This window comes from Pseudobutyrivibrio sp. 49, assembly GCF_900100545.1.
In the GTDB taxonomy this organism is placed as follows: Bacteria; Bacillota; Clostridia; order Lachnospirales; family Lachnospiraceae; genus Pseudobutyrivibrio.
In genome coordinates this window covers 621,984-646,152 of sequence record NZ_FNDP01000001.1, presented here as the reverse complement: position 1 = coordinate 646,152, position 24,169 = coordinate 621,984, and the positions used below count along the sequence as shown (strand labels likewise).

Below are 24,169 nucleotides of genomic sequence, written 5' to 3'. Positions count from 1 at the left end.
GGAGGTGCAATCATGGCAAAATGTGCAGTTTGTGGAAAAGGCGCTCATTTCGGTAACAATGTGAGCCATTCTCATAGAAGATCCAATCATATGTGGAAGTCTAATGTGAAGTCCGTTAAGTGTAATGTGAATGGAACACCTAAGAAGTTATATGTATGTACTTCTTGTTTACGTTCTGGCAAGGTTGAGCGTGCTTAATCTTACATGACACGATATTGAAAGTCACTCGAAAGGGTGACTTTTATTTTTTCTCAGATTAGTATATAATTATTCATCATGAAGAAATATGCGAATTTGGAGGTTAAGTTTTATGCAAGGTCAAATGGAAACAGAACTTGGTAAGATTGTTATAGACACAGACGTTATTGCGACCTATGCTGGTTCAGTTGCTGTAGAATGCTTCGGTATTGTAGGTATGGCGGCTGTTAATATGAAAGACGGCTTGGTTAAGCTTTTGAAGAAGGACTACTTAAATCATGGTATCAGCGTTACTATTAACGAAAATAACGCTATATTACTTGATTTCCATGTAATCGTTTCTTATGGTGTAAGCATTGAGGCTGTAGCTGAGAATCTCATGGAGACAGTTAAGTACAAAGTATCATCATTTACAGGATTAAATGTAGATACGATTAATATATATGTTGAGGGCGTAAGAGTTATCGACTAAGGAGGCAATATTATAGTGGAGATCCAAACTATCGATGCGTCTTTGTTAGCAAAGATGTTTCTTTCGGGAGCAAAGAATCTCGAAGCTAAAAAAGAGTGGATAAATGAATTAAACGTTTTTCCTGTACCTGATGGAGATACAGGTACCAATATGACAATGACTATCATGTCTGCAGCAAATGCTGTTTCTGAGCTTAAGGATGCAGATATGAAGACGGTTGCAAAGGCTATTTCATCTGGCTCACTTCGTGGTGCCAGAGGTAATTCAGGTGTTATTTTATCTCAGCTTTTCCGTGGTCTTACAAAGGTCATGGGAAATTACGATGAGGTTACAGTTGATATTTTAGCTGAGGCTTTTGAAAAGGCCGTACAGACAGCTTACAAGGCTGTTATGCAGCCAAAGGAAGGTACAATCCTTACTGTTGCCAGAGGTGCAGCTGATAAGGCACAGGAAATGAAGGGCAAGACTGACGATATCGTTGAGTTTGCTGAGGCTGTTATTGCTGAAGCAGAGGATGTTCTTGCAAAGACACCAGATATGCTTCCTGTACTTAAGCAGGCAGGCGTTGTAGATTCTGGCGGACAGGGACTTGTTTGCGTACTTCAGGGTGCTTATGATGCTCTTATTGGCAAAGAGGTTGATTACGAGCCAGTAGCAGCTGGAGAAGTTGTTGTTAAGACAGCTGAAAAGGTTAAGACTACTGTTGAGTTCGTTATTGAGACTGATAAGCCACTTGCTACATATCAGATTAAGGAGATTCAGTCTAAGCTTCAGGCGCTTTCAGTAGGAAGCGTTAGTGATATTAAGATTGGTGACGAGGCAGCTTCTGAGACAAAGGAAGAGCCTAAGGCTGCTCCATCAGAGCCAGCTAAGGAAATGGGCTTTGTTTCAATTGCTACAGGCGAAGGTCTCACATCTATCTTTACTGAGCTTGGTTGTGACTACATGATTCCAGGTGGTCAGACTATGAATCCTAGTACAGATGATATTCTTAGCGCAGTAGAAAAGGTTAATGCAAAGACTGTATTTGTATTACCTAATAATAAAAATATTATCCTTGCTGCTAATCAGGCTGCAGCAATCTGCGAGGATAAGAAGATTGTAGTTATCCCTACAAAGACTATTCCACAGGGAATTACAGCTCTTATTTCCTTCGATGCAGATGCAAGCGTTGAGGATAATGAGTCTAACATGACTGAGGAAATCAAGAATGTTAAGACTGGTCAGGTTACTTATGCTGTCCGTGACACTATGATTGACGATAAGGAAATCACAAAGGACGACTGGATGGGCATGGGTGATTCAGGACTTCTTTCAGTAAATGCAGATATTTCTGTAGCTTTCAAGGAGATGATCGATGAGATGGTTTCTGAAGATTCTGCTGTAGTATCTATTTACTGGGGTGAAGGCAGTGATCAGGAAAAGGCTGAAGCACTTGGTAAGGAAATCGAAGAGAAATACCCAGATCTTGAGGTAGAGATTTCCGAAGGTGGTCAGGCTGTTTACGCTTACATTGTTTCAGTGGAGTAAATGTAATGGAAATGTTGTCACCAGTAGACACTATTAAAGGCGTTGGCGAAAAGACAGCTAAATATTTAAATAAGTTAGGAGTATATACCATTGAGGATATACTCCTTTTTTTTCCACGTACATATTTAGTTTATCCAGAACCACAGACACCTGATAAGGATAGTGTCAATTCATTAATTAGTATTTCCGGAAGAATCAAAACTTCCCCAAAAGCTTTCCGTTCGAAAAGTAGAATGGATGTGCTTTCAGCTACAGCTTTTTCTGGAGATATTCCTGTAGATTTAGTTTGGTTTAATTCCAATTATCTTAAAGGGACTTTTGAGCCGGGAAAGGTTTATATATTTTATGGCAGATTAATCTTTGATAAGGGGCGTTTTAAAATGTCTCAGCCTGCTATATTTGAGCCTGAAAAATATGTTGATCTTAGAAAACAGATTCAGCCAATTTATCCTCTTACTAAGGGACTTGGTAACACTACTGTGGTTAAGGCTGTTAAGGAGGCTCTTGTACACTGTAAGATACCTGATAACAGGCTTCCAGATTACTTAGAGGAAAAGAATGGTTTCATGTCTTATTCAAAGGCTATAAATACCTATCATTTTCCAGATACCTTTGGGGATTTAGTGGCTGCCAGAAAACGCCTTGCATATGAGGAGATGTTCTTTTTTATCCTTAATTCCAGATTGCAGGAAGACAGGGCAGTTTCCTTTCCAAACGAATTCGATATTAATCATCATAAAGAAACAGATGAGTTTAGAGCTGGATTGAAGTTTGCATTGACTAATGATCAGTCCAAAGTTTTAGAGGATATTTTATCTGACCTTACAGGTGAGTTTGTGACTCAAAGACTTATACAGGGAGATGTTGGTAGTGGAAAGACTATAGTAGCCTTTCTTGCTATGCTTGATGTAGCTTTATCAGGATATCAGGCGGCGATAATGGCACCAACAGAAGTACTTGCAAAGCAGCATTATGAAACCTTTGTAAATTGGGTTAAAGAAGCAGGGCTGGATATACCAGTAGCATTGTTTACAGGCTCTATGAAGGTTTCTGAGAAAAAAGCTATGCAAAAGCTGGTTGACGAAAATGACGCTTGTCTGATTATTGGTACACACGCACTGATTTCTGAAGGCCGTACCTTTGGCGAACTGGCCTTAGTTATTACAGATGAGCAGCATAGATTTGGTGTGCAGCAAAGAGATAAGCTTTCTTCCAAGGGAAATCATCCTCATATTGTTGTAATGTCAGCCACACCGATTCCTAGAACGTTAGCAATGATTTTGTACGGAAATATGCATGTATCGGCGATAAAGGAACTTCCTGCAAACAGATTGCCTATTAAAACCTGCGTCATTAAGGAAAGTATGAGACCAACAGCTTATAAATTTGTATCAGACGAGATTGCAAAGGGGCACCAGGTATATATTATTTGCCCATTAGTAGAAGCTTCTGAGACTACAGAGGCACAGAATGTTACTGATTACAGTAAGAAGCTGAAGGACTATTTTAAAGATCAATATGAAATAGGTGTTTTGCATGGAAAAATGAAACCTGCTGAGAAGAATCAGGTGATGTCAGATTTTGCAGAACATAAGACTCAGATTTTAGTTTCTACTACAGTTGTTGAGGTTGGCGTAAATGTTCCTAATGCAACTGTTATTATGATTGAAAATGCCAATCGATTTGGTCTGGCGGCGCTTCATCAGCTGAGAGGCCGTGTGGGACGAGGAGATGCGCAGAGCTATTGTATTCTTATGAATGGCAGCGCCGACGATAGGCAGTCTGAAAGACTAAATATAATGCTTAAGTCAAACGATGGTTTTTATATTGCCAGAGAGGATTTAAAGCTTCGCGGACCTGGCGATATGTTTGGAGTGAGACAAAGTGGAGAATTTAGTTTCAGAGTTGCTGATATTTATCAGGATGCTGATGAGCTTGAGATGGCCTCTAATGATGTAGACGATATATTAAAAGAGGACCCTGGACTGGACAACCATCCAGATCTAAGGTCCACCTTGAATTTATTCCTGGCTAATCAGTTTTACGTGCTCTAAGGTTGGAGAAACCACCATCGAATAATTTGTGTAATAGACTACAAAGCCTGCCACAGCACTGGCGGGCTTTTTTACGTTCTTCTTTTGGAGATAGTCAATTTCTACTTTATCGGTATCTCTTCCAGAAGAGTAGTAAGCAGCCAGCTCTGCTGCATATTCATAAGAACTGTCAGGCAGCTCTTTACCATTGGTTTTCACGATAACATGACTTCCGTGAATCTTTTTTGTATGGAACCACCAATCGTTTCCAGTAGCAAATTTGAAGGTGAGTTCATCATTTTGATAATTGTTCTTTCCAACGTAGATATCAAAGCCATTATCGTCGACAAAATGTAGTGGCTTGCTCTTTTTGACTTTTTCTTTTTTGTTACCAGAGTGCTTTTTTATGAATCCGTGGTCGGAAAGCTCCCGTCTGATATCTGCTAAATCTGTTTCGGTTTCAGCGATGTTAAGTGAAGTTTCAATTGATTTTAAAAGCTCCAGTTCCTGCTTAGACTGTTCTATATAGGTATCAAGAGCTTCGGCTGTTCTTTTTAGCTTTGCGTATTTATCAAAATATCGTTTGGCATTTTCAGAAGCAGAAAAATCTGGATCCAACGGAATAGTTAGTTCTTCGTTGTTGTAATAATTTATTACAGTGATTGATTTATCCTGAGGTTTGGCTTCGTATCCATAGGTGTGAAGAAGCTCACCGTAAAGTTTGTATTTATCACGCTTATCAGTGTCCTTAAGCTGTTTGAGCTGTAAATCAAGTTTTTTAGAAGCACGCTCTATGTGATTTGAGATGATTTTTCTTAAATCAGAGGATTTTTGTCTTATGTTGGTGTATTGATTTCTTTTAGCATAGAACTCAACCAATACCTCTGACATGCTGTCATAGCTTTTTGGAGTCTTGTCCTGATACATAGTAAGAATTACAGGAGCATATTCTACAGGTTCGCCCTTTGCTTCATCCATCATGATGTTGTAATTGTAATTGTCTGAAGAAACATCGTTCATTAAATCAGAAAAGCTTTTATATAAAGAATCTTTATGTTCATCAAAAAGTGATGCACAGCTGGCATCTGAATCAATACCTGCTCTGTAGCAGATTTCGTTTGCAATAGTAGGGCTGATACCGATGAAAGAGGACATTATCGCTCTGAAAATTGATTCACTTCGCTTTAAAACGGTATTTTTGAAATAATCTTCAGAAACAGTGAGTGGATTGATTTTACCTTCCTGGGCAGGAATGAAATATTCACGTCCTGGAAGTACCTCTCGTACAGAGCTGACTGATGAAGGTACATGCTTGATAGCATCCAATATCATATTGTCTTCATTGCAGAAGATGATATTGGAGTGCTTGCCCATGATTTCTACGTAAAGGTATTTGAAAGTGATATCACCCATTTCGTTAAGGTGCTGGATTTTAAAACGAACAGCTCGCTCTAATTCCATCTGAGAGATTTCAATAATACGTCCTGCACCAATATGTTTTCTGAGTAACATGCAAAAGCCTGGGGCTGTGGCAGGAGCAGGCTTGTTATCAGCTGTTATGTACATAAATGGGAGAGAAGCGTTTGCTGAAATTAAAAGTCTCTTGTTTCCATTTTGAGTATTTATAGTAATCAATAGCTCTTCCTTTTCAGGCTGAGATATTTTATTGATTTTTCCATTTAAAAGATTCTCATTAAATTCATGAACCAATGAGTGTATAGAAATTCCGTCAAGTGCCATAAAATCTAAGTCCTTTCAATCTATAATTGACTATTATTGTATCTTTAATTATAATTAAAAACAACTATGTAAATGTGGGATAGTTTGCGACATACATAGCCAAAAGGAGACTCACATGGTACGAAGCATGACAGGTTATGGCAAAGGAATTGCCGAAAATAGTGACGCTAGGGTCACCATTGAGATGAAGTCTGTTAATCACAGATATCTTGATCTTAATATCAAACTTCCTAAGAAGCTCAACTTCTTAGAGAGCACAGTTCGCAATAAAATCAGCGAGAGTATTTTCAGGGGAAAAGTAGATGTTTATATTACTCTTAACGAGCATTCAGATGCCTGCTATCAGGTATCTATTAATGATGCAATTGCGTTAAAGTATTATGAATCTATCTCAGCAATGGCTGAAAAGCTTGGTGTTGATAATGATATGAAGGCTAGCAGCATTTCACGTCTTCCAGATGTTATCGAGCTTGAGGAGATGGAGGCTGATGAGGATAGCCTAAAGGAGCTTGTACTTAAAGCACTTGATGATTGTATCAAGCAGTTTATCGAAGCTCGTATTGCCGAAGGAAATCGTCTTGAGGCAGATTTGATTGCTAAGATGGATGAGATGCTTGTTTTGGTAGATAAGCTTGAGGAGAGAAGCCCACAGATTATCGAAGAATATAGAACAAAGCTTCTTACAAAAGTTCATGAGCTTTTAGAGGATACCAAAATAGACGAGAACAGAATCGCTCAGGAAGTAGTGTTATATGCAGATAAGATTTGCATTGATGAAGAAATGGTTCGTCTTAAGAGCCACGTAGCTGAGACACGTTCCGTTTTTGATTTAGATAAAGAAGTAGGTCGTAAGCTTGACTTCCTTGCACAGGAGCTCAATCGTGAAGCCAATACCATTCTTTCAAAATCTACTGATGTAGAAATTGCAGACATTGGTATTACTCTTAAGACTCTTATAGAAAAAGTTAGGGAGCAGATTCAGAATATAGAATAATTATGGCTTTCGTAAATATTGGTTTTGGAAATATTATTAATAGCAAAAAAATCGTTTCCATGGTAACATCAGATTCTGCGCCAGCAAAACGCATTATCGCTAATGCAAAGGAGAAGGGTACAATTATTGATGCTACACAGGGAAGACGTACAAGATGTGTAATTGTTTGTGACCAGCATGTAGTTTTATCAGCTTTAATGCCGGATACAATAGCGGGGAGAATAATAGAAAATTCCACGAAGGAGGATTCGGATTATGATGCATGATAAAGGGCTTGTTATAGTTCTTTCTGGTTTCTCAGGAGCTGGTAAAGGGACTATTATGAAGCATCTGCTTGAGGCACACCCTAATGATTATAATCTTTCAATTTCTGCTACAACTAGAGGCATTCGTGCTGGAGAAAAGAACGGCAGAGAATATTTCTTCAAAACTCGAGAAGAGTTTGATGATATGATTAAGAATAACGAGCTTTTAGAGTATGCTACCTTCAATGGTAATTCTTACGGCACACCACGAGCTTATGTAGAACAGCTTATTGAGCAAAAAAAGGATGTTATTCTTGAAATCGAGATTCAGGGAGCTCTCCAGGTTAAGGAGATGTATCCAGATGCGTTGTTATTATTTACAATGCCACCTTCTGCAAAAGAATTAGAGAACAGACTTGTTGGCAGAGGCACTGAGACTCCTGAGGTTATTTCTCAGAGACTTGCTATTTCCTGCAAGGAATCTCAGTATATGGACCAGTATGATTACCTGATTGTAAATGATTCTTTAGAGAAAGCTGTAGATCAGGTTCATAATATAATTCAGGCTGAACATTTCAAGGTTTCGAGAAATACTAAAGCCATCAATGATATGAAAAACGAATTAAAGATGTTTGAAAGGAGTAATTAATTATGATACATCCATCTTATGTAGAACTTATGGAAAAGGTTAATGAGAACGTTGAGGTTGGTGAGGAGCCAGTAGTTAACTCACGTTATACAATCGTTGCTGCTACAGCAAAGCGTGCACGTCAGATTATCGACGGAGCAGATCCACTTATCAAGTATCAGAAGGGTGATAAGCCACTTTCAATTGCTGTAAATGAGCTTAATGACGGTGCTATCAAAATCTTAAACGAGGAAGTTAATAACTAATTTTTATGAAAGTTTTATTTGTTTCTCTTGGTTGTGATAAAAACCTGGTTGATTCTGAGCACATGCTTGGTGATTTGATGGAGCAGGGATTTACAATTTGTGATGACGAGGCTGAGGCTGATATCATTGTTGTAAATACATGTTCTTTCATTGCTGATGCCATGGAGGAGAGTATCCAGAACATTATAGACCTTGGCCAGTACAAAGAGACGGGCAATCTCAAGGGACTTATTGTTACAGGATGTCTTGCTCAGAGATTTACAGATGAGATTATTGCAGACCTTCCAGAGGTAGATGCTATCATTGGAACAAATTCCTATGATGAGCTGATTAATGCAATTAATAAAGTCCTCGAAAAAAATGGCGAAAAGCCTGTTTATAAAAAGCCTCTTACAGGTCTTCCAAAGGACGGAAGAAGAGTCCTTACAACAGGCGGACATTTCGCTTATCTTAAAATAGCAGAAGGTTGTAACAAACGATGCACCTACTGTATCATTCCATATATTAGAGGCGATTATCGTTCAGTTCCAATGGAGCAGATTTTAGCCGAGGCTAAACAGCTTGTAGCTGACGGTGTAAAAGAGCTTATTCTTGTTGCACAGGAGACCACAGTTTATGGAATGGACCTTTATGGTAAGAAATCTTTACCAGAGCTCTTGAATAAGCTTTGTGAGATAGAAGACCTTAAATGGATTCGTATTTTATATGCTTATCCAGAAGAAATTACAGATGAGCTTATAGAGTGTATGGCTTCTCAGCCAAAGATTTGTCACTACATAGATATGCCTATTCAGCATTGTAATGATGAGCTTCTCAGAAAGATGGGACGCAAGACTAACAAAGCTGATATTATGAATATTGCTGATCGTTTAAGAAAAGCAATGCCAGATATTTCACTTCGTACCACTTTGATTTGCGGTTTCCCAGGTGAGACTGAGGAAATGCATCAGGAGCTTCTTCAGTTCATTAAGGACATGAAGTTTGACAGACTTGGTGCTTTTGCTTATTCAAAGGAAGATGGCACAGTGGCTGCCACATGGGATAATCAAGTAGACGAAGACTTAAAGCATAAATGGCAGGACGAAGTTATGCTTTGCCAGAAGGACATTTCGATGTCCAACAATCAGAACTATGTTGGAAGAACAATTCCTGTATTTGTTGAAGGAAAGCTTCCTGAGGATGGTGTGTTTATCGGACGTACTTATCGAGATACTCCATCTGTAGATGGCTTCATTTTTATTAATAGTGACACCGAGCTTGTAAGCGGTCAGTTTGTTGATGTGACTGTTACAAGTTTTGATGAATATGATTTGATAGGAGATGTAGCGTTATGAATTTACCAAACAAATTAACACTGTTAAGAGTTATCATGATCCCATTCTTTGTGTTCTTTCTGCTTATTAATCCAGAAATCACAGCACTTAGAATCATCGCTGACCTTATCTTTATCGCAGCATCACTTACAGATATGGCCGACGGCAAGATTGCACGTAAATACAATCTTGTAACAAACTTTGGAAAGTTTATGGATCCACTTGCAGACAAGCTTCTTGTTTGTTCTGCCATGATTTGTCTTATCCAGACAAAGCAGCTCGCTGCATGGTATGTAATCATTATCATTGCAAGAGAGTTTATCATTTCTGGATTCAGACTTATTGCCGCTGAAAATGGTCTTGTTATTGCAGCAAACATTTTTGGTAAGATCAAAACAACAACACAGATGATTATGATTGTTATTTTAGTAGCAAATCTTCCATTTGGATGGCTTACTGTTCTTGGTGAAATCTTCAAATGGGTTGCACTTATCATGACAATTTTATCCCTTGTAATTTATATCTATCAGAATATTGATGTGCTTAAGGAGCAGAAATAATGGATGTTGATGCTATTATTAGCACATTGTCAGGCGGTGGCTACTCTGTAGCCACTGCTGAGTCATGTACTGGTGGCATGATTGCCAGTACTATAGTGGATGTTCCAGGTGCTTCAGACTGCTTTAACGAAGGGTATGTTACATACTCAAACGAAGCAAAGATGAAAAATCTTGGAGTTAAAGAATCCACACTTATTGCCCATGGAGCTGTCAGTTATGAAACAGCATTAGAGATGGCTAAAGGGGTCAGAAAAAAGGCTAAGGCAGATTTTGGTTTATCGTCTACAGGAATTGCAGGTCCAGGTGGCGGTTCTCCTAAGAAACCGGTTGGTCTTGTTTATATTGGCTGTGCATACGGAGATGATGAATGTACCGTCAAGGAACTTCATCTCAAAGGTGACAGAACCACAGTCCGTACTGCAGCTACTAAAGAAGCTCTTCAGCTTCTTTCAGAATGTATTAATAAATTAGGTGAATAACTTTGAGAATAATATCCGGTAGTAAACGAGGTATGGTTCTTGAGACTCCAGAAGGACTTGATACCAGACCAACCTCAGACAGAATAAAAGAGACACTTTTTAATATGATAGCTTTTGATATTCCTGATTGCTGCTTTTTAGATTTGTTTTCTGGAAGTGGTCAGATGGGTATAGAGGCACTTAGTAGAGGTGCAAAAGAAGCTGTATTTGTTGAAAAGGATAAGAAGGCTCTTAGCTGTATTAATCATAATATAGCTAAGGCTAAGTTTGAGGATTGTTCAAAAGTCTATAATGAAGATGTTTTTTCTGCTCTTAGCAGAATAAAATGCGCCGATGGTTTTGATATAGTTTTTATGGACCCTCCATACAATAAGCTTATCGAAAAGCAGGTTTTAGAGGCTCTTATTACCAGAGATTATATTTCTGATAACACAGTTATTATTGTTGAGGCCAGCATAGAAACAGAATTTGATTATGTTTCAGATTTAGGCTATTCAATCACTAAAGAGAAGGTCTATAAGACTAATAAACATATTTTTTTGAAGAAGGCGTAAAATGAAAAGAGCAATTTATCCAGGAAGTTTCGATCCAATTACTTTTGGTCATTTGGATATTATTAAAAGAGCAAGTAAATTATGCGATGAATTAATTGTTGGCGTTCTCAACAACAACCAAAAAAATCCGTTGTTTTCCATTGACGAACGTGTTAGTATGATAAAGGAATTGACTGAAAATTTAGATAACGTTAAAGTTGAGTGTTTTGAAGGATTATTGGTTGATTTCGCTAAGAAAAAAGATGCGCAGGTTATTATCAGAGGCCTTAGAGCGGTTACTGATTTTGAAAATGAAATTCAGTTAGCTCAGTCAAATAAGGTTCAGTATCCTGAGCTTGAAACGTTGTTTATGACAACATCTTTAAAGTATTCTTATTTGAGTTCTACAGTCGCAAAGGAATTTGCGTCTTACGGGGGAGATATCAGCCTATTCGTGCCAGCTCAGGTTATACCTCTCATAGAAGCCAAATTAAAAAACAAGGAGAAGTAAAATATCATGCCAAACGCAAGTAAAATAGAAGATATTATCGACGAGATTGAAGCTTATATTGATGATTGTAAGCCAACAGCTTTTTCAACAAGCAAAATTGTTGTTAATAGAGATGAATTAGAATCTTTAATTCAGGAACTTAGAACAAAGACTCCTGATGAGATAAAGAAATATCAGCGCATGATTGCCAATCGAGAGCAGATTTTAGCTGATGCAAAAGCTAAGGCTGATGAGATTATCAGCAAAGCACAGATTCAGACTAATGAGCTTGTTTCTGAGCACCAGATTATGCAACAGGCATATGCTCAGGCAAATGAAGTAATTCTTATAGCTCAGAAGAATGCTCAGGAGAAGATTGACAGAGCTACTGAGGATGCAAACAACATTCGTATGGGAGCTATCGCATATACGGATGAGCTTCTTGCAAATATTCAGACTATCCTTGCTAACTCCATTGAGACTACTAGAAATCGTAACGAGACCTTCCTTGCTACAATGCAGACATATTTGGATACTGTAGATGCTAACAGAGCGTCACTTGTTCCAGATTCAATTAATGAAGGTAATTCTGATCCAGCAAGTGTCCAGACAGCTGAGCCTGTAGCTACACCAGAGGAACCAGCTATTCAGGCTGCTCATTCAAATGAGGAGGAAGATATTCCAGCACTTGATATTCCAGATCAGTTCTTTAATAAAGAGTAATCATCAAAATTTAGGGGCATCCACAGGTTGGATGCCTTAATTATTTAAGAGGTATTTATGCAACAGTTTTTACCAGTTTCTAAAAAGGATATGAAGGAAAGAGGCATTGAGCAGCTTGATTTTGTATATGTCTGCGGTGATGCTTATGTTGATCATCCTTCTTTTGGAGCTGCAATTATTTGTAGAATATTAGAGTTACATGGTTATACCGTAGGAATCATCCCTCAGCCTGACTGGAAAGATGATAATTCAATTAATATTCTTGGTGAGCCAAGATTAGGATTCTTTGTGTCAGCTGGAAACATGGATTCCATGGTTAATCATTACAGTGTCTCTAAGCATCACAGAGAATACGATAATTATTCTCCAGGAGGCAAGGCTGGACTTAGACCGGATTACGCTACGATTGTTTATTGTAACCTGATTAGACATACTTATAAGACAAAGCCTATTATTATCGGAGGAATCGAAGCATCCCTTAGAAGACTTGCTCATTATGATTACTGGTCTAATAAGGTTAGACGTTCAATCCTTCTTGATTCAGGAGCTGATATCATTTCCTATGGAATGGGAGAACGTTCTGTTGTTGAGATAGCAGATTGTCTTGCATCTGGTATGGATGTTAGGGATATTACTTATATTGATGGTACTGTCTATAAGACAAGAGATAAGTCCTTTACTGAGGACGGAATTATGTTGCCATCTTATGAGGATATAAAAGCTGATAAGAAAACTTATGCAAAAAGTTTCTATACTCAATACGTAAATACGGATGCCTTCACAGCTAAGAAATTGGTGGAGACTTATGATGGTGCGATGTATGTTATTCAGAATCCACCTCAGAAGCCTCTTTCACGACAGGAGATGGACGATGTTTATGCTATCGAGTATATGCGTACCTATCATCCAATGTACGAGAAGGATGGTGGAATTCCTGCTATCAAGGAAGTAAAGTTTTCTCTCATCAGTAATAGAGGCTGTTTTGGAGGATGTAACTTCTGTGCACTTACTTTCCATCAGGGTCGTATTATCCAGTCAAGAAGTCAGGAATCTATTATTGAGGAAGCAAAGCTTATCACCGAGGATCCAGAATTTAAAGGATATATCCATGACGTAGGTGGCCCTACAGCAAACTTTAGAAATCCATCCTGCAAAAAGCAGATGGAAAAGGGTGTTTGTACTAATAGACAGTGCTTGTTCCCTACAAAGTGTCCTAACCTTCAGGTTAGCCACAAGGAATATGTGGAGCTTTTAACTAAGCTTAGAAAGCTTCCAAGGGTAAAGAAAGTATTTGTTCGTTCCGGTGTGCGTTTCGATTATGTAATGTACGATAAGGACGATACTTTCTTAAGAGATCTTTGCAAATACCATATCAGTGGTCAGCTTAAGGTAGCGCCAGAGCATATTTCTAACAATGTACTTAGTTACCTTGGAAAGCCTGATATAAGCGTTTATAATGCTTTCTGCGATAAATATGCGAAGATTAACAAAGAACTTGGTTTAAAGCAGTATTTGGTGCCTTATTTAATGAGTTCTCACCCGGGTTCTACGCTAGATGATGCTATTGCCTTGGCAGAGTACTTGCGTGATCATCATTTGTCTCCGGAACAGGTTCAGGATTTTTATCCTACACCTAGTACAATTTCTACTACCATGTACTACACAGAGATAGATCCTAGGGATATGAAGCCTGTTTATGTATGTAAGAATCCGCATGAGAAGGCTATGCAGCGAGCTCTTATCCAGTACAAGAGACCTGAAAATTATGACCTTGTTAAAGAGGCTCTTATGAAGGCCGGCAGAGAGGATTTGATTGGTTTTGGTGATGAGTGTCTTATCCCTCCTAGAAAGATAAAGGGTAAGGATTTCTCTAAGAATCATTCTGATAAGAAGCCAGCCAACAAATCAGGAAATGCTCAGAATAAGAAATCTAATGGTAAAAATGTAAGACCAACAGAAAATAAAAATAATAAGAATAAAAAGACTTCAAATGAAAGAACTAAGAATAGACGACGCAAATAGCAATCAGCGTTTTGATAAATATTTAAAAAGAGTGTTATCAGAGGCCAGCACTTCTTTTATCTATAAGATGCTGCGAAAAAAGAATATCACTTTAAATGATAAAAAGGCTGATGGCTCAGAAAAACTTAATACGGGTGATGTGGTTAAAATCTGGTTTTCAGATGAGACCTTTGAAAAGATGAGCGGTGCAACCCAGGCAGATCCTTTGTATGGGGCTATTTCCAAGGCGCCTAATAACATTAATATTGTCCATGAGGACGAGGATATGATTATTATTAATAAGCCATCTGGAATCAAGTCACAGAAGGATTCTGATGGAGAGGTTTCTATCAATGAGATGGCTATTTCTTACATGATAAAAACGGGTCAGCTTTCTGAAGAGAGTTTTAAGCATTTTCATCCTAGTATCTGCAACAGACTTGATAGAAATACTTCTGGCATTGTACTTTTTGCAAAGAATCTTAAGACAGCCCAGAACCTTGGTCTGGCTCTAAAGGAGCGTAGCTGTAAGAAGCTTTATCATGCTATTGTTCTTGGAAATATTACCGAGTCACAGACCATTGATGGATTCCTTTATAAGGATGAGGCCACTAACAAGGTTACGATTCTTGATAAAGAAAAAAAGGATGCCAAGCCAATTAAAACAGCTTACAGTCCTATAAAGCATTTGGATAATGACCTTACACTTTTAGAGATTCACCTGATTACTGGTAGAACTCATCAGATTAGAGCACACCTGGCATCAATTGGTCATCCGATTTTAGGTGATATGAAATACGGAAATGCGAATATAAACAAAAGGCTTAATGTAAAATCTCAGCTTCTTCATGCCTTCTCTATTGAATTTGAGGACGGAAGCTATTTTGAAGCAAAAGAGCCGGAGGAGTTTAATGTCTACTTTTAAATCAAGGGGGCTTCGAGGATCTACCTTCGAGGAGTTTATTAATAAGACCAATGAGGTATATGAAGAGAATGGCTTGGCATTGATTCAGAAAATCCCTACACCTATTACGCCTATTGATATGGATAAAAAGGGTCATATTACACTGGCGTATTTTGACCAGAAATCTACTGTCGATTATGTAGGAGCGATTCAGGGAATTCCCGTTTGTTTTGACGCAAAGGAATGTAACAAAGATACCTTCCCTCTTCAGAACATTCATCAACACCAGATAGATTTCATGGGCAAATGGGAAGCTCAGGATGGGCTTGCCTTTATCCTTATTTTCTTTAGTGAAAGAGATATGTATTATTATCTTACATATGCCCAGTTAAAGACTTTCTGGGACAGAATGACAGAGGGAGGAAGGAAGAGCTTTAGGATAGAAGAGCTTGATGAAAAGTTCTTCTTTCAGACAAAGCCAAACCTTTTGGTTCCGTACCTTGATATGATTAATATTGATTTGAGCAGTCGCAAAGGTTGACTTTGTGGCTGTTTTTTGATATTGTTACTTTATTACATTAGCAGACTAAAGTGAATTCAACCCATGAGGTAACTAATATGAAAAATTTAACCTTACATACACCAGAGGGTGTTCGAGACATTTACAACAGTGAGTATGAGCGTAGACTTGATACTTTATACAATCTTAGAAAATGTTTTAAAAAGTATAATTATGCACCTATTTCCACACCTACCTTTGAATATTTTGATACATTCTCAAGAGAAGTAGGTTCATGTGAGTCTAATGAAATGTTTAAGTTCTTTGATAGAGATGGAAATACACTTGTTTTGAGGCCAGATATCACACCATCTATTGCAAGAGCTGCAGCAATGTATTTTTCTGACACAGATGGGGCTGTTAAGCTTTCTTATGAGGGAAATGTATTTATTAACTATCATAGCCTTCAGGGACGTTTAAAGGAAAGTACACAGGCAGGCTGTGAGTTTATTGGAGACAGCTCTGTAGATGCTGATGCAGAAATTCTTACCATTGTTGTCAACGCTTTAAAAGAAAGTGGACTTAAGGAATTTGAAATTGGTGTAGGTCATTTTGATATTGTTCGAGGACTTATTGACGCAGCTAATCTTTCAGAGGACATGGAAGAAAAGCTTGTAGGACTTATTTCAAACAAGAATTTCTTTGGCGCAAAGGAATTACTTGAAAGTGCAGGCGTATCAAAAAGCCTTATTGATTTATTTGATCTTACTGGAAAGATTTTAAATTCGCCTACAGAATGGAAGCCTTATATGGATAAGGCAAAGAAGTACAAGAAGGTATATGATGCACTAGAGTATCTTACAAAGCTCTATGAATTGCTTAACAAAAATAAGGTGATGGATTTTATCTCCTTTGAGCTTGGAATGATCTCTGAATACAAATATTATACAGGAATCATCTTTACAGGATATTCCTATGGAGTTGGTGAGCCACTTGTTAAGGGGGGACGCTATGACTCCCTACTTAGCCTATTTGGCAAGGATTCACCTGCCATTGGCTTTGCTATTACCGTTGACCAGCTGATGTTAGCATTGGAGAGACAATAATATGAGTGACAGATATTTAACTTTTGCCCTTGGAAAGGGACGACTTGCAAAACAAACACTTGCTTTATTTGAAAGTATTGGAATTACCTGCGAGGAGATGAAAGATCCTGATACAAGAAAGCTTATCTTCACAAATGAGGACTTAAAGCTTAAATTCTTCCTTGCAAAAGGACCTGATGTTCCAACCTATGTGGAATATGGAGCAGCAGATATAGGAGTGGTTGGAGAGGATACTATCCTTGAGGAGAACCGTAATATTTACGAGGTTTTGGATCTTGGTTTTGGAAAGTGCAGAATGTGTGTCTGTGGACCAGCTGAAGCTGCTGAGTTATTGAAGCACCATGAGCTTATCCGTGTTGCCAGCAAATATCCTCGTATTGCAAAGGATCATTTCTATAACACAAAAAATCAGACAGTTGAGATTATTAAGTTGAATGGTTCTATCGAACTGGCACCTATTGTTGGACTTTCTGAGGTTATCGTAGACATTGTAGAGACGGGTTCTACTCTTAGAGAAAATGGACTTGTGGTTCTTGAAGAGGTATGTCCACTTTCAGCCAGAATGGTAGTAAATCAGGTGTCCATGAAGATGGAATATGAAAGAATTACAGAGCTTATTGAAAAGCTGAAGGGAGCACTTGAAAATGAGAAAGCTTAGGCTTACAGCAAACACCATAGATAATATTTTGGAGACACTTCTTAAACGTAGCCCAAACCAGTACACAGAGTACGAGGCTACCGTTAATGAGATTGTAAATAACGTTAGAGTAAATGGTGATGAGGCAATATTCGCATATACGAAGAAGTTTGATGGTGCGGATATAAATGAAAATAATATTGTTGTTACAAAAGAGGAGATTGAAGAAGCTTATAATCTTGTTCCACAAGAGCTTATAGAGGTTATTCGTAAAGCTCTTGTAAACATTGAAAAGTACCATGCAAAGCAAAAGCAAAATAGCTGGTTTTCTTCTGAAGAGGGAATAATTCTTGGTCAGAAGATAACACCTCTTGCTAAGGTTGGTGTGTATGTTCCAGGAGGAAAAGCAGTATATCCTTCATCTGTATTGATGAACGTAATGCCTGCCAAAGTTGCAGGTGTTGGAACTATTTATATGACAACCCCATGCGACAAAAATGGAAAAGTTAATCCTAGCACTCTTGTGGCAGCCAACGAAGCGGGTGTAGATGTAATTTATAAATGTGGTGGCGCACAGGCAATAGCAGCATTGGCTTTTGGTACAAAGTCGATTGCAAAGGTTGATAAGATTGTTGGTCCTGGAAATATTTTCGTAGCCCTTGCAAAAAAGGCTGTATTTGGTTATGTATCTATCGATTCTATTGCCGGCCCTTCAGAAATTTTAGTACTTGCAGATGAGACTGCTAATCCTACATATGTAGCTGCCGATTTATTATCGCAGGCAGAGCATGATGAGCTTGCGTCTGCCATTCTTGTTACAACATCGGAAAAACTGGCTGATGAAGTTGAAAAGGAAATTGAGAGATTTGTAAATATACTTTCGAGAAAAGACATTATTCAAAAGTCACTTGATAACTTTGGATATTTACTCGTCGCGGACAATATGAAGGATGCCATTGACTGTGTAAACGCTATCGCATCAGAGCACTTAGAAATTGTGACAGCTAATCCTTTTGAGGCTATGACTTACGTGAAAAATGCTGGTGCTATTTTCCTTGGACAGTATTCTTCAGAGCCGCTTGGAGACTATTTTGCAGGACCAAATCATGTACTTCCTACTAACGGTACAGCAAGATTTTTCTCGCCACTTTCAGTGGATGATTTTATTAAGAAATCAAGTATTATTTCATACTCAAAAGAGGCTCTTGAGGCGGTATATCCTGATATCGTAAAGTTCGCTAACAACGAGCAGCTTACAGCACACGCAAACTCAATCAAGGTTCGTTTTGAAGAGATCTAGAATCATATAAAAGGGAAATTTATATAAAATTAAAAGCTCATTTTGTGTAGTTTACCATCCTTTAATTAAATTCGTATTTTCGGTATAATTAAAGGCGTGGGAATTATAAATAATTAGGTGAAATTATGTCAGAGGAACGCAGGGCAAAGGTTGCCAGAAAAACTAAAGAAACAGATATTACCATCGATTTTTCAATTGATGGTTCAGGTGAGTGTCAGGTAAGCTCAGGTATTGGCTTTTTTGATCACATGCTTGACGCTTTTACAAGACATGGTCTCTTTGATTTATCTGCATCAATAAAGGGGGATTTACAGGTTGATTGCCATCATACTATTGAGGACACAGGAATAGTGCTTGGCAATGCAATCAAAAAAGCCTGCGGGGGGAAGCTTGGAATTAAGCGTTATGGCAGCTGCATCCTTCCTATGGACGAGACTTTAGTGCTTGTTGCTGTGGATTTATGTAACAGACCATATTTATCTTTTGAAGCTGAATTCCCTACAGAAAAAATTGGTTACATGGATACCGAGATGGTAAAAGAATTTTTCTATGCTATTTCTTATTCAGCAGGAATGAATTTACATATTAAGGTTCTTACACCGGGAAATTCACATCATATGTGTGAGGCAATGTTTAAGGCATTTGCCAAAGCATTGGACGAGGCTACAACTATTGACCCAAGACTTAATAATTCCACAATGACAACAAAGGGTTCAATTTAATTTAAAGGAGCAGGACTTGACATGGAACACAAAAACATAGTTGCCACTATTTATATCAAGGATGGTATGGCGGTAAAGAGCCCTACTGATCTTGAAGTAAAAAAGGATGTACTTGAGCTGGCATCAGTATATGATGACAGCGGTATAGATAAAATTATTTGTTATGATTTATCTACTGATGACGAGGAACATGAGAAGAACATCCTCGCTATCAGAGAGATTAACCGTAATGTACAGGTTAAGACAGCTGGCGGAGGAAACATTAAGCGTCTCGAGGATGTTAAGAAGCTTCTCTATGCTGGATGTGTAGAGGTTATTCTTAACGGATCAAAGCCTGAGACCATTGACCTGATTAAGGAAGCCAGTGCCAGATTTGGTGCCCAGAAAATGCTGGTAAGTCTTTCTACAGTTGATTTCCTGTTTAAGACAAAGGATTTCCTCCCAAGCAACATTCATGAATTACTTATCATGAATACATCTCTTTTAGAGGGACTTGAGAACATTACCGAGATTCCATATATTGCACAGGTAGAAGAGTATGATCTCGATAAGGTGATAAAGGTATTAAAGTCAGATCAGATCCGTGGTATTTCTGGACAGTTTATTAATGATACTAATTTCAATATCATGCAGATGAAGAGCGAGCTTTCTGATTCTGGTATTAAGATGGATAACTTTGAGCCTAAGCTTGCTTGGTCAGATTTAAAGCCAGATGCAAATGGACTTGTGCCTACAGTTATTCAGGATTTTCAGACAGGCGAGGTTCTTATGCTTGCATACATGAACGAGGAATCCTTCAATACTACAATTCGCACAGGCAAGATGACATATTACTCTCGTTCAAGACAGTCTCTTTGGGTTAAGGGTGAGACAAGCGGGCATTTCCAGTTTGTCAAGTCATTGACTGCTGACTGTGATTTTGATACTATTTTGGCGAAAGTTTCTCAGGTTGGAGTGGCATGCCACACTGGTGCACCTAGCTGCTTCTTCAATGAGATAGTAAAAAAGGAGTATATTGAGCGTAATCCACTTAAGGTATTCGAGGATGTTTATGCAGTTATTGCTGACCGTCAGAAGAATCCTAAGGAAGGTTCATACACGAATTATCTTTTTGATAAGGGATTGGATAAGATTCTTAAAAAAGTGGGTGAAGAGGCTACAGAGATTGTTATTGCAGCCAAGAATCCTGATTCTGAAGAGACCAAATATGAGATTTCAGACTTCCTGTATCATATGATGGTTCTTATGGTTGCCAAAGGAGTTACCTGGGAAGATATTACATCTGAGCTTGCTCAAAGATAAAATTATTATATGAAAAAACTTGCATTACCTGACGATATTTTGATGCAGATTGACAAGCCTGCACGTTATATCGGCAACGAATTTAATAGTGTGAAAAAGAATCCTGCTGACGTAGACATCAGATTTGCTATGTGCTTCCCTGATGTCTACGAAGTAGGTATGTCTCACCTGGGTATAGCTATCCTTTACGATATGCTTAACAAGCGTGAGGATACATATTGTGAAAGGGTATATTCGCCATGGCCAGATTTACATAATCTGATGAAGGAGCGTAATATACCTCTTTTTGCGTTAGAATCACAGGATGCTATCAAGGATTTTGATTTCATTGGTATGACACTTCAGTATGAGATGTGCTACACCAATATCCTTCAGATTCTTGATTTGGCTGGTGTGGCTTTAGAGTCTAAGGATCGTGAAAACGATGATCCTATCGTTATTGTGGGTGGTCCTTGTGCCACTAATCCAGAGCCTATCGCTGATTTTGTTGATTTAGTTTACGTGGGAGAGGGTGAGACCAGCTATCCACTTCTTCTCGACTTATATAAAGAACACAAGGCAAAGGGCTTTGACCGTCAGTCTTTCCTTAGAGCAGCAGCAAAGATTCCAGGAATTTATGTACCAGCTTTTTACGAGGTTACTTATAAGGAATCTGATGGAACAATTGAAAGCTTTAAGCCTATTTATGATGATGTTCCAGCTGTAATTGACCGTCAGGTTGTAAAAGATATGGATTCTTCAAGCTATCCTACAAAGATGCTTATTCCATTCGTTCGTGCTATTCAGGACAGAGTTGTCCTCGAGATTCAGCGTGGCTGTATCAGAGGCTGTCGTTTCTGTCAGGCTGGTATGATTTATCGTCCAAATAGAGAAAAGTCTGTTGAGGTTCTTAAGGAGCAGGCAAGAGAGCTTCTTGCATCTACAGGACACGAGGAGATTTCCCTTAGCTCACTTTCATCAAGTGATTATCATGCTCTTGGTGAGCTTATGGATTTCCTTATTGATGACTGTTTATCAGAGGGTGTTAATGTTTCATTACCTTCTTTACGTATTGACGCATTTTCTCTTGATGTTATGTCAAAGGTTCAGGATGTTAGAAAATCAAGTATCACATTTGCTCCTGAGGCAGGCTCTCAGAGAATGCGTAATGTAATTAACAAAGGTCTTACTGTAGAAGATATCATCGGTGGTGCCACACTTGCATTTAAGGGTGGCTGGAACAAGGTTAAGTTCTACTTTATGCTTGGTCTTCCTACTGAGACTGATGAGGATATGAAGGCTATCCCACAGCTTGCTAATGAAGTGGCTGCGGCTTATTACGATACTGTTCCAAAGGAACAGCGTCAGGGTCGTTGCCAGATTACTATTTCTACATCATTCTTCGTACCAAAGCCATTTACTCCATTCCAGTGGGCTCCAATGTACGAGGCTGGAGAGTACTTGCGTCGTGCCAAGGTTGTTAATGACGAGATGAAGGCTCAGCTTAATCAGAAGTCGCTTAAGTATAACTGGCATCATTCTGATGTTACTGTTCTTGAGGGTGTGTTTGCCCGCGGAGACAGACGTCTTTGTCCAGCTATTTTAGATGCTTATAAGAGCGGATGTTTCTTTGATGCCTGGGGTGAATACTTTGATTTCGATAAGTGGCTTGCTGCTTTTGAAAAGAATAATATTTCAATAGATTATTATGCATACCGTCAGCGTGATTTAGATGAAATTCTACCATGGGATTTCATTAATTGTCACGTTACTAAGGATTTCCTTAAGAGAGAGTGGAACAACGCTATGAACGCTAAGGTTACTCCTAATTGTAAAATGAGCTGCAACGGTTGTGGTGCAGGAATTATTGGATCGGGGGTATGTCATAATGCGCGTTAGAGTTAAATTTGCCAAGACAGGCATAATGAGATATGTAGGTCATTTGGACCTTATGAGATTTTTCCAGAAGGCGGTTAAAAGATCAGAGCTTCCAATCAGATATTCAGAAGGCTTTAATCCACATCAGATCATGTCATTTGCAGCACCACTTGGTGTAGGTCTTACCTCTGAAGGTGAGTACATGGATATTGATTTAAAGGAAAAGGTTGATGCTGCATCAGCCCTTAAGGCTTTAAATGATAATATGGTTGAAGGCCTTGAGATTATTGGTTTCAAATATCTTCCAGATTCCGCTGAAAAATGTATGTCTGCAGTTACTGCTGCAAGCTACGTTGTAACTTATAAAGATTCAAAGGATGACGCCTGCTACATCGATAATATTATCGATTTAAAGGAAAGATTCTTTGATGAAGCTTCTAGCATTAATATTGTTAAGAAGACTAAAAAGGGTGAAAGAGAGCTTGATTTAAAGCCTCTTATCTACCGTTTCAATTTAATTATTAAAGAAGGTAAACCAGAATATGACCTCCTTCTTTCAAGCGGTAGCACAGACAATATTAAGCCAGAATTAGTTGTTAAGGCTTTCCATGAATTCATTGGATTGCCAGAATTTGATGAGCTTTCACTTGATATAAGAAGAATGGATATGTTTACTGGTGAGCCAGATTCCTTAATTTCTTTAGGAGATATTGGTGATGAGCATTAAAAAATGCGTAATTACAAAAGGAATATATTTAGATAAGGAGCTTCGGCTCCTTGTTTCTTTTGATGAAAAAGATAAACCTTTAGATATTTTTAATCTTGACGTCACCAAAGTCGGTGTCGTATGTGAGGCTACAGTTGAAAAGGTTTTAAATGATATTGATGCTTGTATATTGAAACTTTCTACAGGGGATAAAGGGTTTATTGAGAAACGTAAGTTAAAGCCGGATTTCTTTATTGAAAGACATTCAGATAAAAAGCTTGTATGTCAAAGTGATAGGTTCTTGGTTCAAATTAGTCAGGATAAAAAAGGAACAAAGCCCTATTCCTGCAATTTCATAAAGGATAATTCTACATCAGGTTATAGAGATTTTATAGATTTCTTTATTGAAAAATTTGCGGATAAGGATTGCGAGATAGTATCCGATTTAGACGAAATCATTTCTAAAAATCTAAACATAAGAGCCTACACAGATGAATCATTTTCTTTATGGCAATTGTTTGATTTAACAAAGCTACTTGATAATGTAACGTTAAAAGTTGCATATATAAAAAATGGTGGAAATATTGTTATTGAATCTACTGAGGCCATGACCGTTATTGATGTTAATTCCGGAAAGAATGGTGGCAAAGGTTCACCTATGGAAACAAATCGACAGGCATTAGAAGAAATTGCAGCGCAACTTAGATTACGCTCAATCTCTGGAATAATTATTATTGATTTATTAAAAGTATCAAACAAGGAAGAAGATAAGCTTATAGAAATTGCGAAGGATGCTTTTAAAGATGATTATTCTAATGTGACTATTCATGGTTTTACTAATCTAGGTCTAATGGAAATAACACGATCAAGATTGTTTTCACCTATAATTCTATAATGCTTTAATATTGAGACAGAAAGAGAAAAATTATTT

At 38.1% G+C, this 24,169-nt stretch carries 26 protein-coding genes; 25 read left to right on the top strand and 1 reads right to left on the bottom strand.

Features of this window, described 5'->3' with window-relative positions:
* Positions 1-12 precede the first annotated feature (12 nt).
* The 4 genes from rpmB to recG all read left to right on the top strand — a co-directional run bounded on the left by rpmB (position 13) and on the right by recG (position 4,254).
* A complete protein-coding gene (gene rpmB / locus BLP54_RS02925) occupies positions 13-198 on the top strand; it encodes a 50S ribosomal protein L28 (RefSeq protein ID WP_015549663.1) in 186 nt (61 codons plus the stop codon).
* Between the two features lie 112 nt (positions 199-310).
* Positions 311-670 (top strand): Asp23/Gls24 family envelope stress response protein, encoded by a 360-nt coding sequence (locus BLP54_RS02920; protein WP_090166554.1) that lies wholly within the window; start codon positions 311-313, stop codon positions 668-670.
* A gap of 15 nt (positions 671-685) precedes the next feature.
* On the top strand, positions 686-2,200 hold the full coding sequence (locus tag BLP54_RS02915; RefSeq protein ID WP_090166552.1) for a DAK2 domain-containing protein: 1,515 nt from the start codon (positions 686-688) through the stop codon (positions 2,198-2,200).
* Positions 2,201-2,205: 5 nt separating this feature from the next.
* Entirely contained in the window at positions 2,206-4,254 is a 2,049-nt protein-coding gene (gene recG / locus BLP54_RS02910) for an ATP-dependent DNA helicase RecG (RefSeq protein WP_090166550.1), read from the top strand.
* Here the strand turns inward: recG and BLP54_RS02905 are convergent.
* Entirely contained in the window at positions 4,222-5,973 is a 1,752-nt protein-coding gene (locus BLP54_RS02905) for an Rqc2 family fibronectin-binding protein (RefSeq protein WP_090166548.1), read from the bottom strand. The two genes, recG and BLP54_RS02905, sit on opposite strands and share 33 nt — an antisense overlap.
* Before the next feature lie 115 nt (positions 5,974-6,088).
* On the opposite strand from BLP54_RS02905, the gene BLP54_RS02900 reads away from it, so the two are divergent.
* The 21 genes from BLP54_RS02900 to BLP54_RS02800 all read left to right on the top strand — a co-directional run bounded on the left by BLP54_RS02900 (position 6,089) and on the right by BLP54_RS02800 (position 24,133).
* Positions 6,089-6,967, top strand: coding sequence for a YicC/YloC family endoribonuclease (locus BLP54_RS02900; protein ID WP_090166546.1), 879 nt, complete (start codon positions 6,089-6,091; stop codon positions 6,965-6,967).
* Between the two features lie 2 nt (positions 6,968-6,969).
* Complete coding sequence (locus BLP54_RS02895; RefSeq protein ID WP_330386123.1) at positions 6,970-7,233, top strand: DUF370 domain-containing protein; 264 nt, start codon at positions 6,970-6,972, stop codon at positions 7,231-7,233.
* Positions 7,226-7,861 carry a guanylate kinase gene (gene gmk, locus BLP54_RS02890; RefSeq protein ID WP_090166773.1) on the top strand — a complete coding sequence of 212 codons (636 nt, stop codon included), beginning with the start codon at positions 7,226-7,228 and terminating at the stop codon, positions 7,859-7,861. The genes BLP54_RS02895 and gmk overlap by 8 nt, the downstream gene beginning before the upstream one ends.
* 2 nt (positions 7,862-7,863) lie before the next feature.
* Positions 7,864-8,106 carry a DNA-directed RNA polymerase subunit omega gene (rpoZ, locus tag BLP54_RS02885; protein ID WP_028247100.1) on the top strand — a complete coding sequence of 81 codons (243 nt, stop codon included), beginning with the start codon at positions 7,864-7,866 and terminating at the stop codon, positions 8,104-8,106.
* 5 nt (positions 8,107-8,111) lie between these two features.
* Positions 8,112-9,440: a 30S ribosomal protein S12 methylthiotransferase RimO gene (rimO, locus tag BLP54_RS02880; RefSeq protein WP_090166542.1), complete on the top strand. Its 1,329-nt coding sequence runs from the start codon at positions 8,112-8,114 to the stop codon at positions 9,438-9,440.
* Entirely contained in the window at positions 9,437-9,979 is a 543-nt protein-coding gene (gene pgsA / locus BLP54_RS02875; RefSeq protein WP_090166540.1) for a CDP-diacylglycerol--glycerol-3-phosphate 3-phosphatidyltransferase, read from the top strand. The genes rimO and pgsA overlap by 4 nt, the downstream gene beginning before the upstream one ends.
* Entirely contained in the window at positions 9,979-10,458 is a 480-nt protein-coding gene (locus BLP54_RS02870; RefSeq protein ID WP_090166538.1) for a CinA family protein, read from the top strand. The genes pgsA and BLP54_RS02870 overlap by 1 nt, the downstream gene beginning before the upstream one ends.
* A gap of 2 nt (positions 10,459-10,460) precedes the next feature.
* Positions 10,461-11,012 (top strand): 16S rRNA (guanine(966)-N(2))-methyltransferase RsmD, encoded by a 552-nt coding sequence (rsmD, locus tag BLP54_RS02865; protein ID WP_090166536.1) that lies wholly within the window; start codon positions 10,461-10,463, stop codon positions 11,010-11,012.
* 1 nt (position 11,013) lies between these two features.
* Complete coding sequence (coaD, locus tag BLP54_RS02860; RefSeq protein WP_090166534.1) at positions 11,014-11,502, top strand: pantetheine-phosphate adenylyltransferase; 489 nt, start codon at positions 11,014-11,016, stop codon at positions 11,500-11,502.
* 6 nt (positions 11,503-11,508) lie between these two features.
* Positions 11,509-12,204: an ATPase gene (locus BLP54_RS02855; RefSeq protein WP_090166532.1), complete on the top strand. Its 696-nt coding sequence runs from the start codon at positions 11,509-11,511 to the stop codon at positions 12,202-12,204.
* Positions 12,205-12,261: 57 nt separating this feature from the next.
* On the top strand, positions 12,262-14,226 hold the full coding sequence (locus tag BLP54_RS02850; RefSeq protein ID WP_090166529.1) for a YgiQ family radical SAM protein: 1,965 nt from the start codon (positions 12,262-12,264) through the stop codon (positions 14,224-14,226).
* On the top strand, positions 14,195-15,130 hold the full coding sequence (locus BLP54_RS02845; protein ID WP_090166527.1) for an RluA family pseudouridine synthase: 936 nt from the start codon (positions 14,195-14,197) through the stop codon (positions 15,128-15,130). The genes BLP54_RS02850 and BLP54_RS02845 overlap by 32 nt, the downstream gene beginning before the upstream one ends.
* On the top strand, positions 15,117-15,650 hold the full coding sequence (locus tag BLP54_RS02840) for a Holliday junction resolvase RecU (protein WP_090166525.1): 534 nt from the start codon (positions 15,117-15,119) through the stop codon (positions 15,648-15,650). Before BLP54_RS02845 ends, BLP54_RS02840 begins: the two co-directional genes overlap by 14 nt.
* A 77-nt stretch (positions 15,651-15,727) precedes the next feature.
* Entirely contained in the window at positions 15,728-16,714 is a 987-nt protein-coding gene (gene hisZ / locus BLP54_RS02835; RefSeq protein WP_090166523.1) for an ATP phosphoribosyltransferase regulatory subunit, read from the top strand.
* Position 16,715: 1 nt separating this feature from the next.
* The gene (gene hisG, locus BLP54_RS02830) at positions 16,716-17,372 is read left to right on the top strand and encodes an ATP phosphoribosyltransferase (RefSeq protein ID WP_090166521.1); all 657 of its coding nucleotides are present in this window, start codon (positions 16,716-16,718) and stop codon (positions 17,370-17,372) included.
* The gene (gene hisD, locus BLP54_RS02825) at positions 17,359-18,651 is read left to right on the top strand and encodes a histidinol dehydrogenase (RefSeq protein ID WP_090166519.1); all 1,293 of its coding nucleotides are present in this window, start codon (positions 17,359-17,361) and stop codon (positions 18,649-18,651) included. The genes hisG and hisD overlap by 14 nt, the downstream gene beginning before the upstream one ends.
* Before the next feature lie 125 nt (positions 18,652-18,776).
* Positions 18,777-19,373: an imidazoleglycerol-phosphate dehydratase HisB gene (gene hisB, locus BLP54_RS02820; RefSeq protein WP_072918580.1), complete on the top strand. Its 597-nt coding sequence runs from the start codon at positions 18,777-18,779 to the stop codon at positions 19,371-19,373.
* 21 nt (positions 19,374-19,394) lie between these two features.
* Positions 19,395-20,675 carry a bifunctional phosphoribosyl-AMP cyclohydrolase/phosphoribosyl-ATP diphosphatase HisIE gene (gene hisIE / locus BLP54_RS02815; protein WP_090166517.1) on the top strand — a complete coding sequence of 427 codons (1,281 nt, stop codon included), beginning with the start codon at positions 19,395-19,397 and terminating at the stop codon, positions 20,673-20,675.
* 9 nt (positions 20,676-20,684) lie between these two features.
* Positions 20,685-22,553 (top strand): TIGR03960 family B12-binding radical SAM protein, encoded by a 1,869-nt coding sequence (locus BLP54_RS02810; RefSeq protein ID WP_090166514.1) that lies wholly within the window; start codon positions 20,685-20,687, stop codon positions 22,551-22,553.
* Positions 22,543-23,259, top strand: coding sequence for a TIGR03936 family radical SAM-associated protein (locus BLP54_RS02805; protein ID WP_090166512.1), 717 nt, complete (start codon positions 22,543-22,545; stop codon positions 23,257-23,259). Before BLP54_RS02810 ends, BLP54_RS02805 begins: the two co-directional genes overlap by 11 nt.
* A complete protein-coding gene (locus BLP54_RS02800) occupies positions 23,249-24,133 on the top strand; it encodes a ribonuclease E/G (RefSeq protein WP_090166510.1) in 885 nt (294 codons plus the stop codon). The genes BLP54_RS02805 and BLP54_RS02800 overlap by 11 nt, the downstream gene beginning before the upstream one ends.
* Positions 24,134-24,169: the final 36 nt, after the last annotated feature.

Bases quoted from the DNA above. Each gene is read 5' to 3' on its own strand.
- rpmB (WP_015549663.1), top strand. From the start codon at position 13: ATGGCAAAATGTGCAGTTTGTGGAAAAGGCGCTCATTTCGGTAACAAT.
- BLP54_RS02920 (WP_090166554.1), top strand. From the start codon at position 311: ATGCAAGGTCAAATGGAAACAGAACTTGGTAAGATTGTTATAGACACA.
- recG (WP_090166550.1), top strand. From the start codon at position 2,206: ATGGAAATGTTGTCACCAGTAGACACTATTAAAGGCGTTGGCGAAAAG.
- BLP54_RS02905 (WP_090166548.1), bottom strand. From the start codon at position 5,973: ATGGCACTTGACGGAATTTCTATACACTCATTGGTTCATGAATTTAAT.
- BLP54_RS02900 (WP_090166546.1), top strand. From the start codon at position 6,089: ATGGTACGAAGCATGACAGGTTATGGCAAAGGAATTGCCGAAAATAGT.
- BLP54_RS02895 (WP_330386123.1), top strand. From the start codon at position 6,970: ATGGCTTTCGTAAATATTGGTTTTGGAAATATTATTAATAGCAAAAAA.
- gmk (WP_090166773.1), top strand. From the start codon at position 7,226: ATGCATGATAAAGGGCTTGTTATAGTTCTTTCTGGTTTCTCAGGAGCT.
- rpoZ (WP_028247100.1), top strand. From the start codon at position 7,864: ATGATACATCCATCTTATGTAGAACTTATGGAAAAGGTTAATGAGAAC.
- rimO (WP_090166542.1), top strand. From the start codon at position 8,112: ATGAAAGTTTTATTTGTTTCTCTTGGTTGTGATAAAAACCTGGTTGAT.
- pgsA (WP_090166540.1), top strand. From the start codon at position 9,437: ATGAATTTACCAAACAAATTAACACTGTTAAGAGTTATCATGATCCCA.
- BLP54_RS02870 (WP_090166538.1), top strand. From the start codon at position 9,979: ATGGATGTTGATGCTATTATTAGCACATTGTCAGGCGGTGGCTACTCT.
- coaD (WP_090166534.1), top strand. From the start codon at position 11,014: ATGAAAAGAGCAATTTATCCAGGAAGTTTCGATCCAATTACTTTTGGT.
- BLP54_RS02855 (WP_090166532.1), top strand. From the start codon at position 11,509: ATGCCAAACGCAAGTAAAATAGAAGATATTATCGACGAGATTGAAGCT.
- BLP54_RS02850 (WP_090166529.1), top strand. From the start codon at position 12,262: ATGCAACAGTTTTTACCAGTTTCTAAAAAGGATATGAAGGAAAGAGGC.
- BLP54_RS02845 (WP_090166527.1), top strand. From the start codon at position 14,195: ATGAAAGAACTAAGAATAGACGACGCAAATAGCAATCAGCGTTTTGAT.
- BLP54_RS02840 (WP_090166525.1), top strand. From the start codon at position 15,117: ATGTCTACTTTTAAATCAAGGGGGCTTCGAGGATCTACCTTCGAGGAG.
- hisZ (WP_090166523.1), top strand. From the start codon at position 15,728: ATGAAAAATTTAACCTTACATACACCAGAGGGTGTTCGAGACATTTAC.
- hisG (WP_090166521.1), top strand. From the start codon at position 16,716: ATGAGTGACAGATATTTAACTTTTGCCCTTGGAAAGGGACGACTTGCA.
- hisD (WP_090166519.1), top strand. From the start codon at position 17,359: ATGAGAAAGCTTAGGCTTACAGCAAACACCATAGATAATATTTTGGAG.
- hisB (WP_072918580.1), top strand. From the start codon at position 18,777: ATGTCAGAGGAACGCAGGGCAAAGGTTGCCAGAAAAACTAAAGAAACA.
- hisIE (WP_090166517.1), top strand. From the start codon at position 19,395: ATGGAACACAAAAACATAGTTGCCACTATTTATATCAAGGATGGTATG.
- BLP54_RS02810 (WP_090166514.1), top strand. From the start codon at position 20,685: ATGAAAAAACTTGCATTACCTGACGATATTTTGATGCAGATTGACAAG.
- BLP54_RS02805 (WP_090166512.1), top strand. From the start codon at position 22,543: ATGCGCGTTAGAGTTAAATTTGCCAAGACAGGCATAATGAGATATGTA.
- BLP54_RS02800 (WP_090166510.1), top strand. From the start codon at position 23,249: ATGAGCATTAAAAAATGCGTAATTACAAAAGGAATATATTTAGATAAG.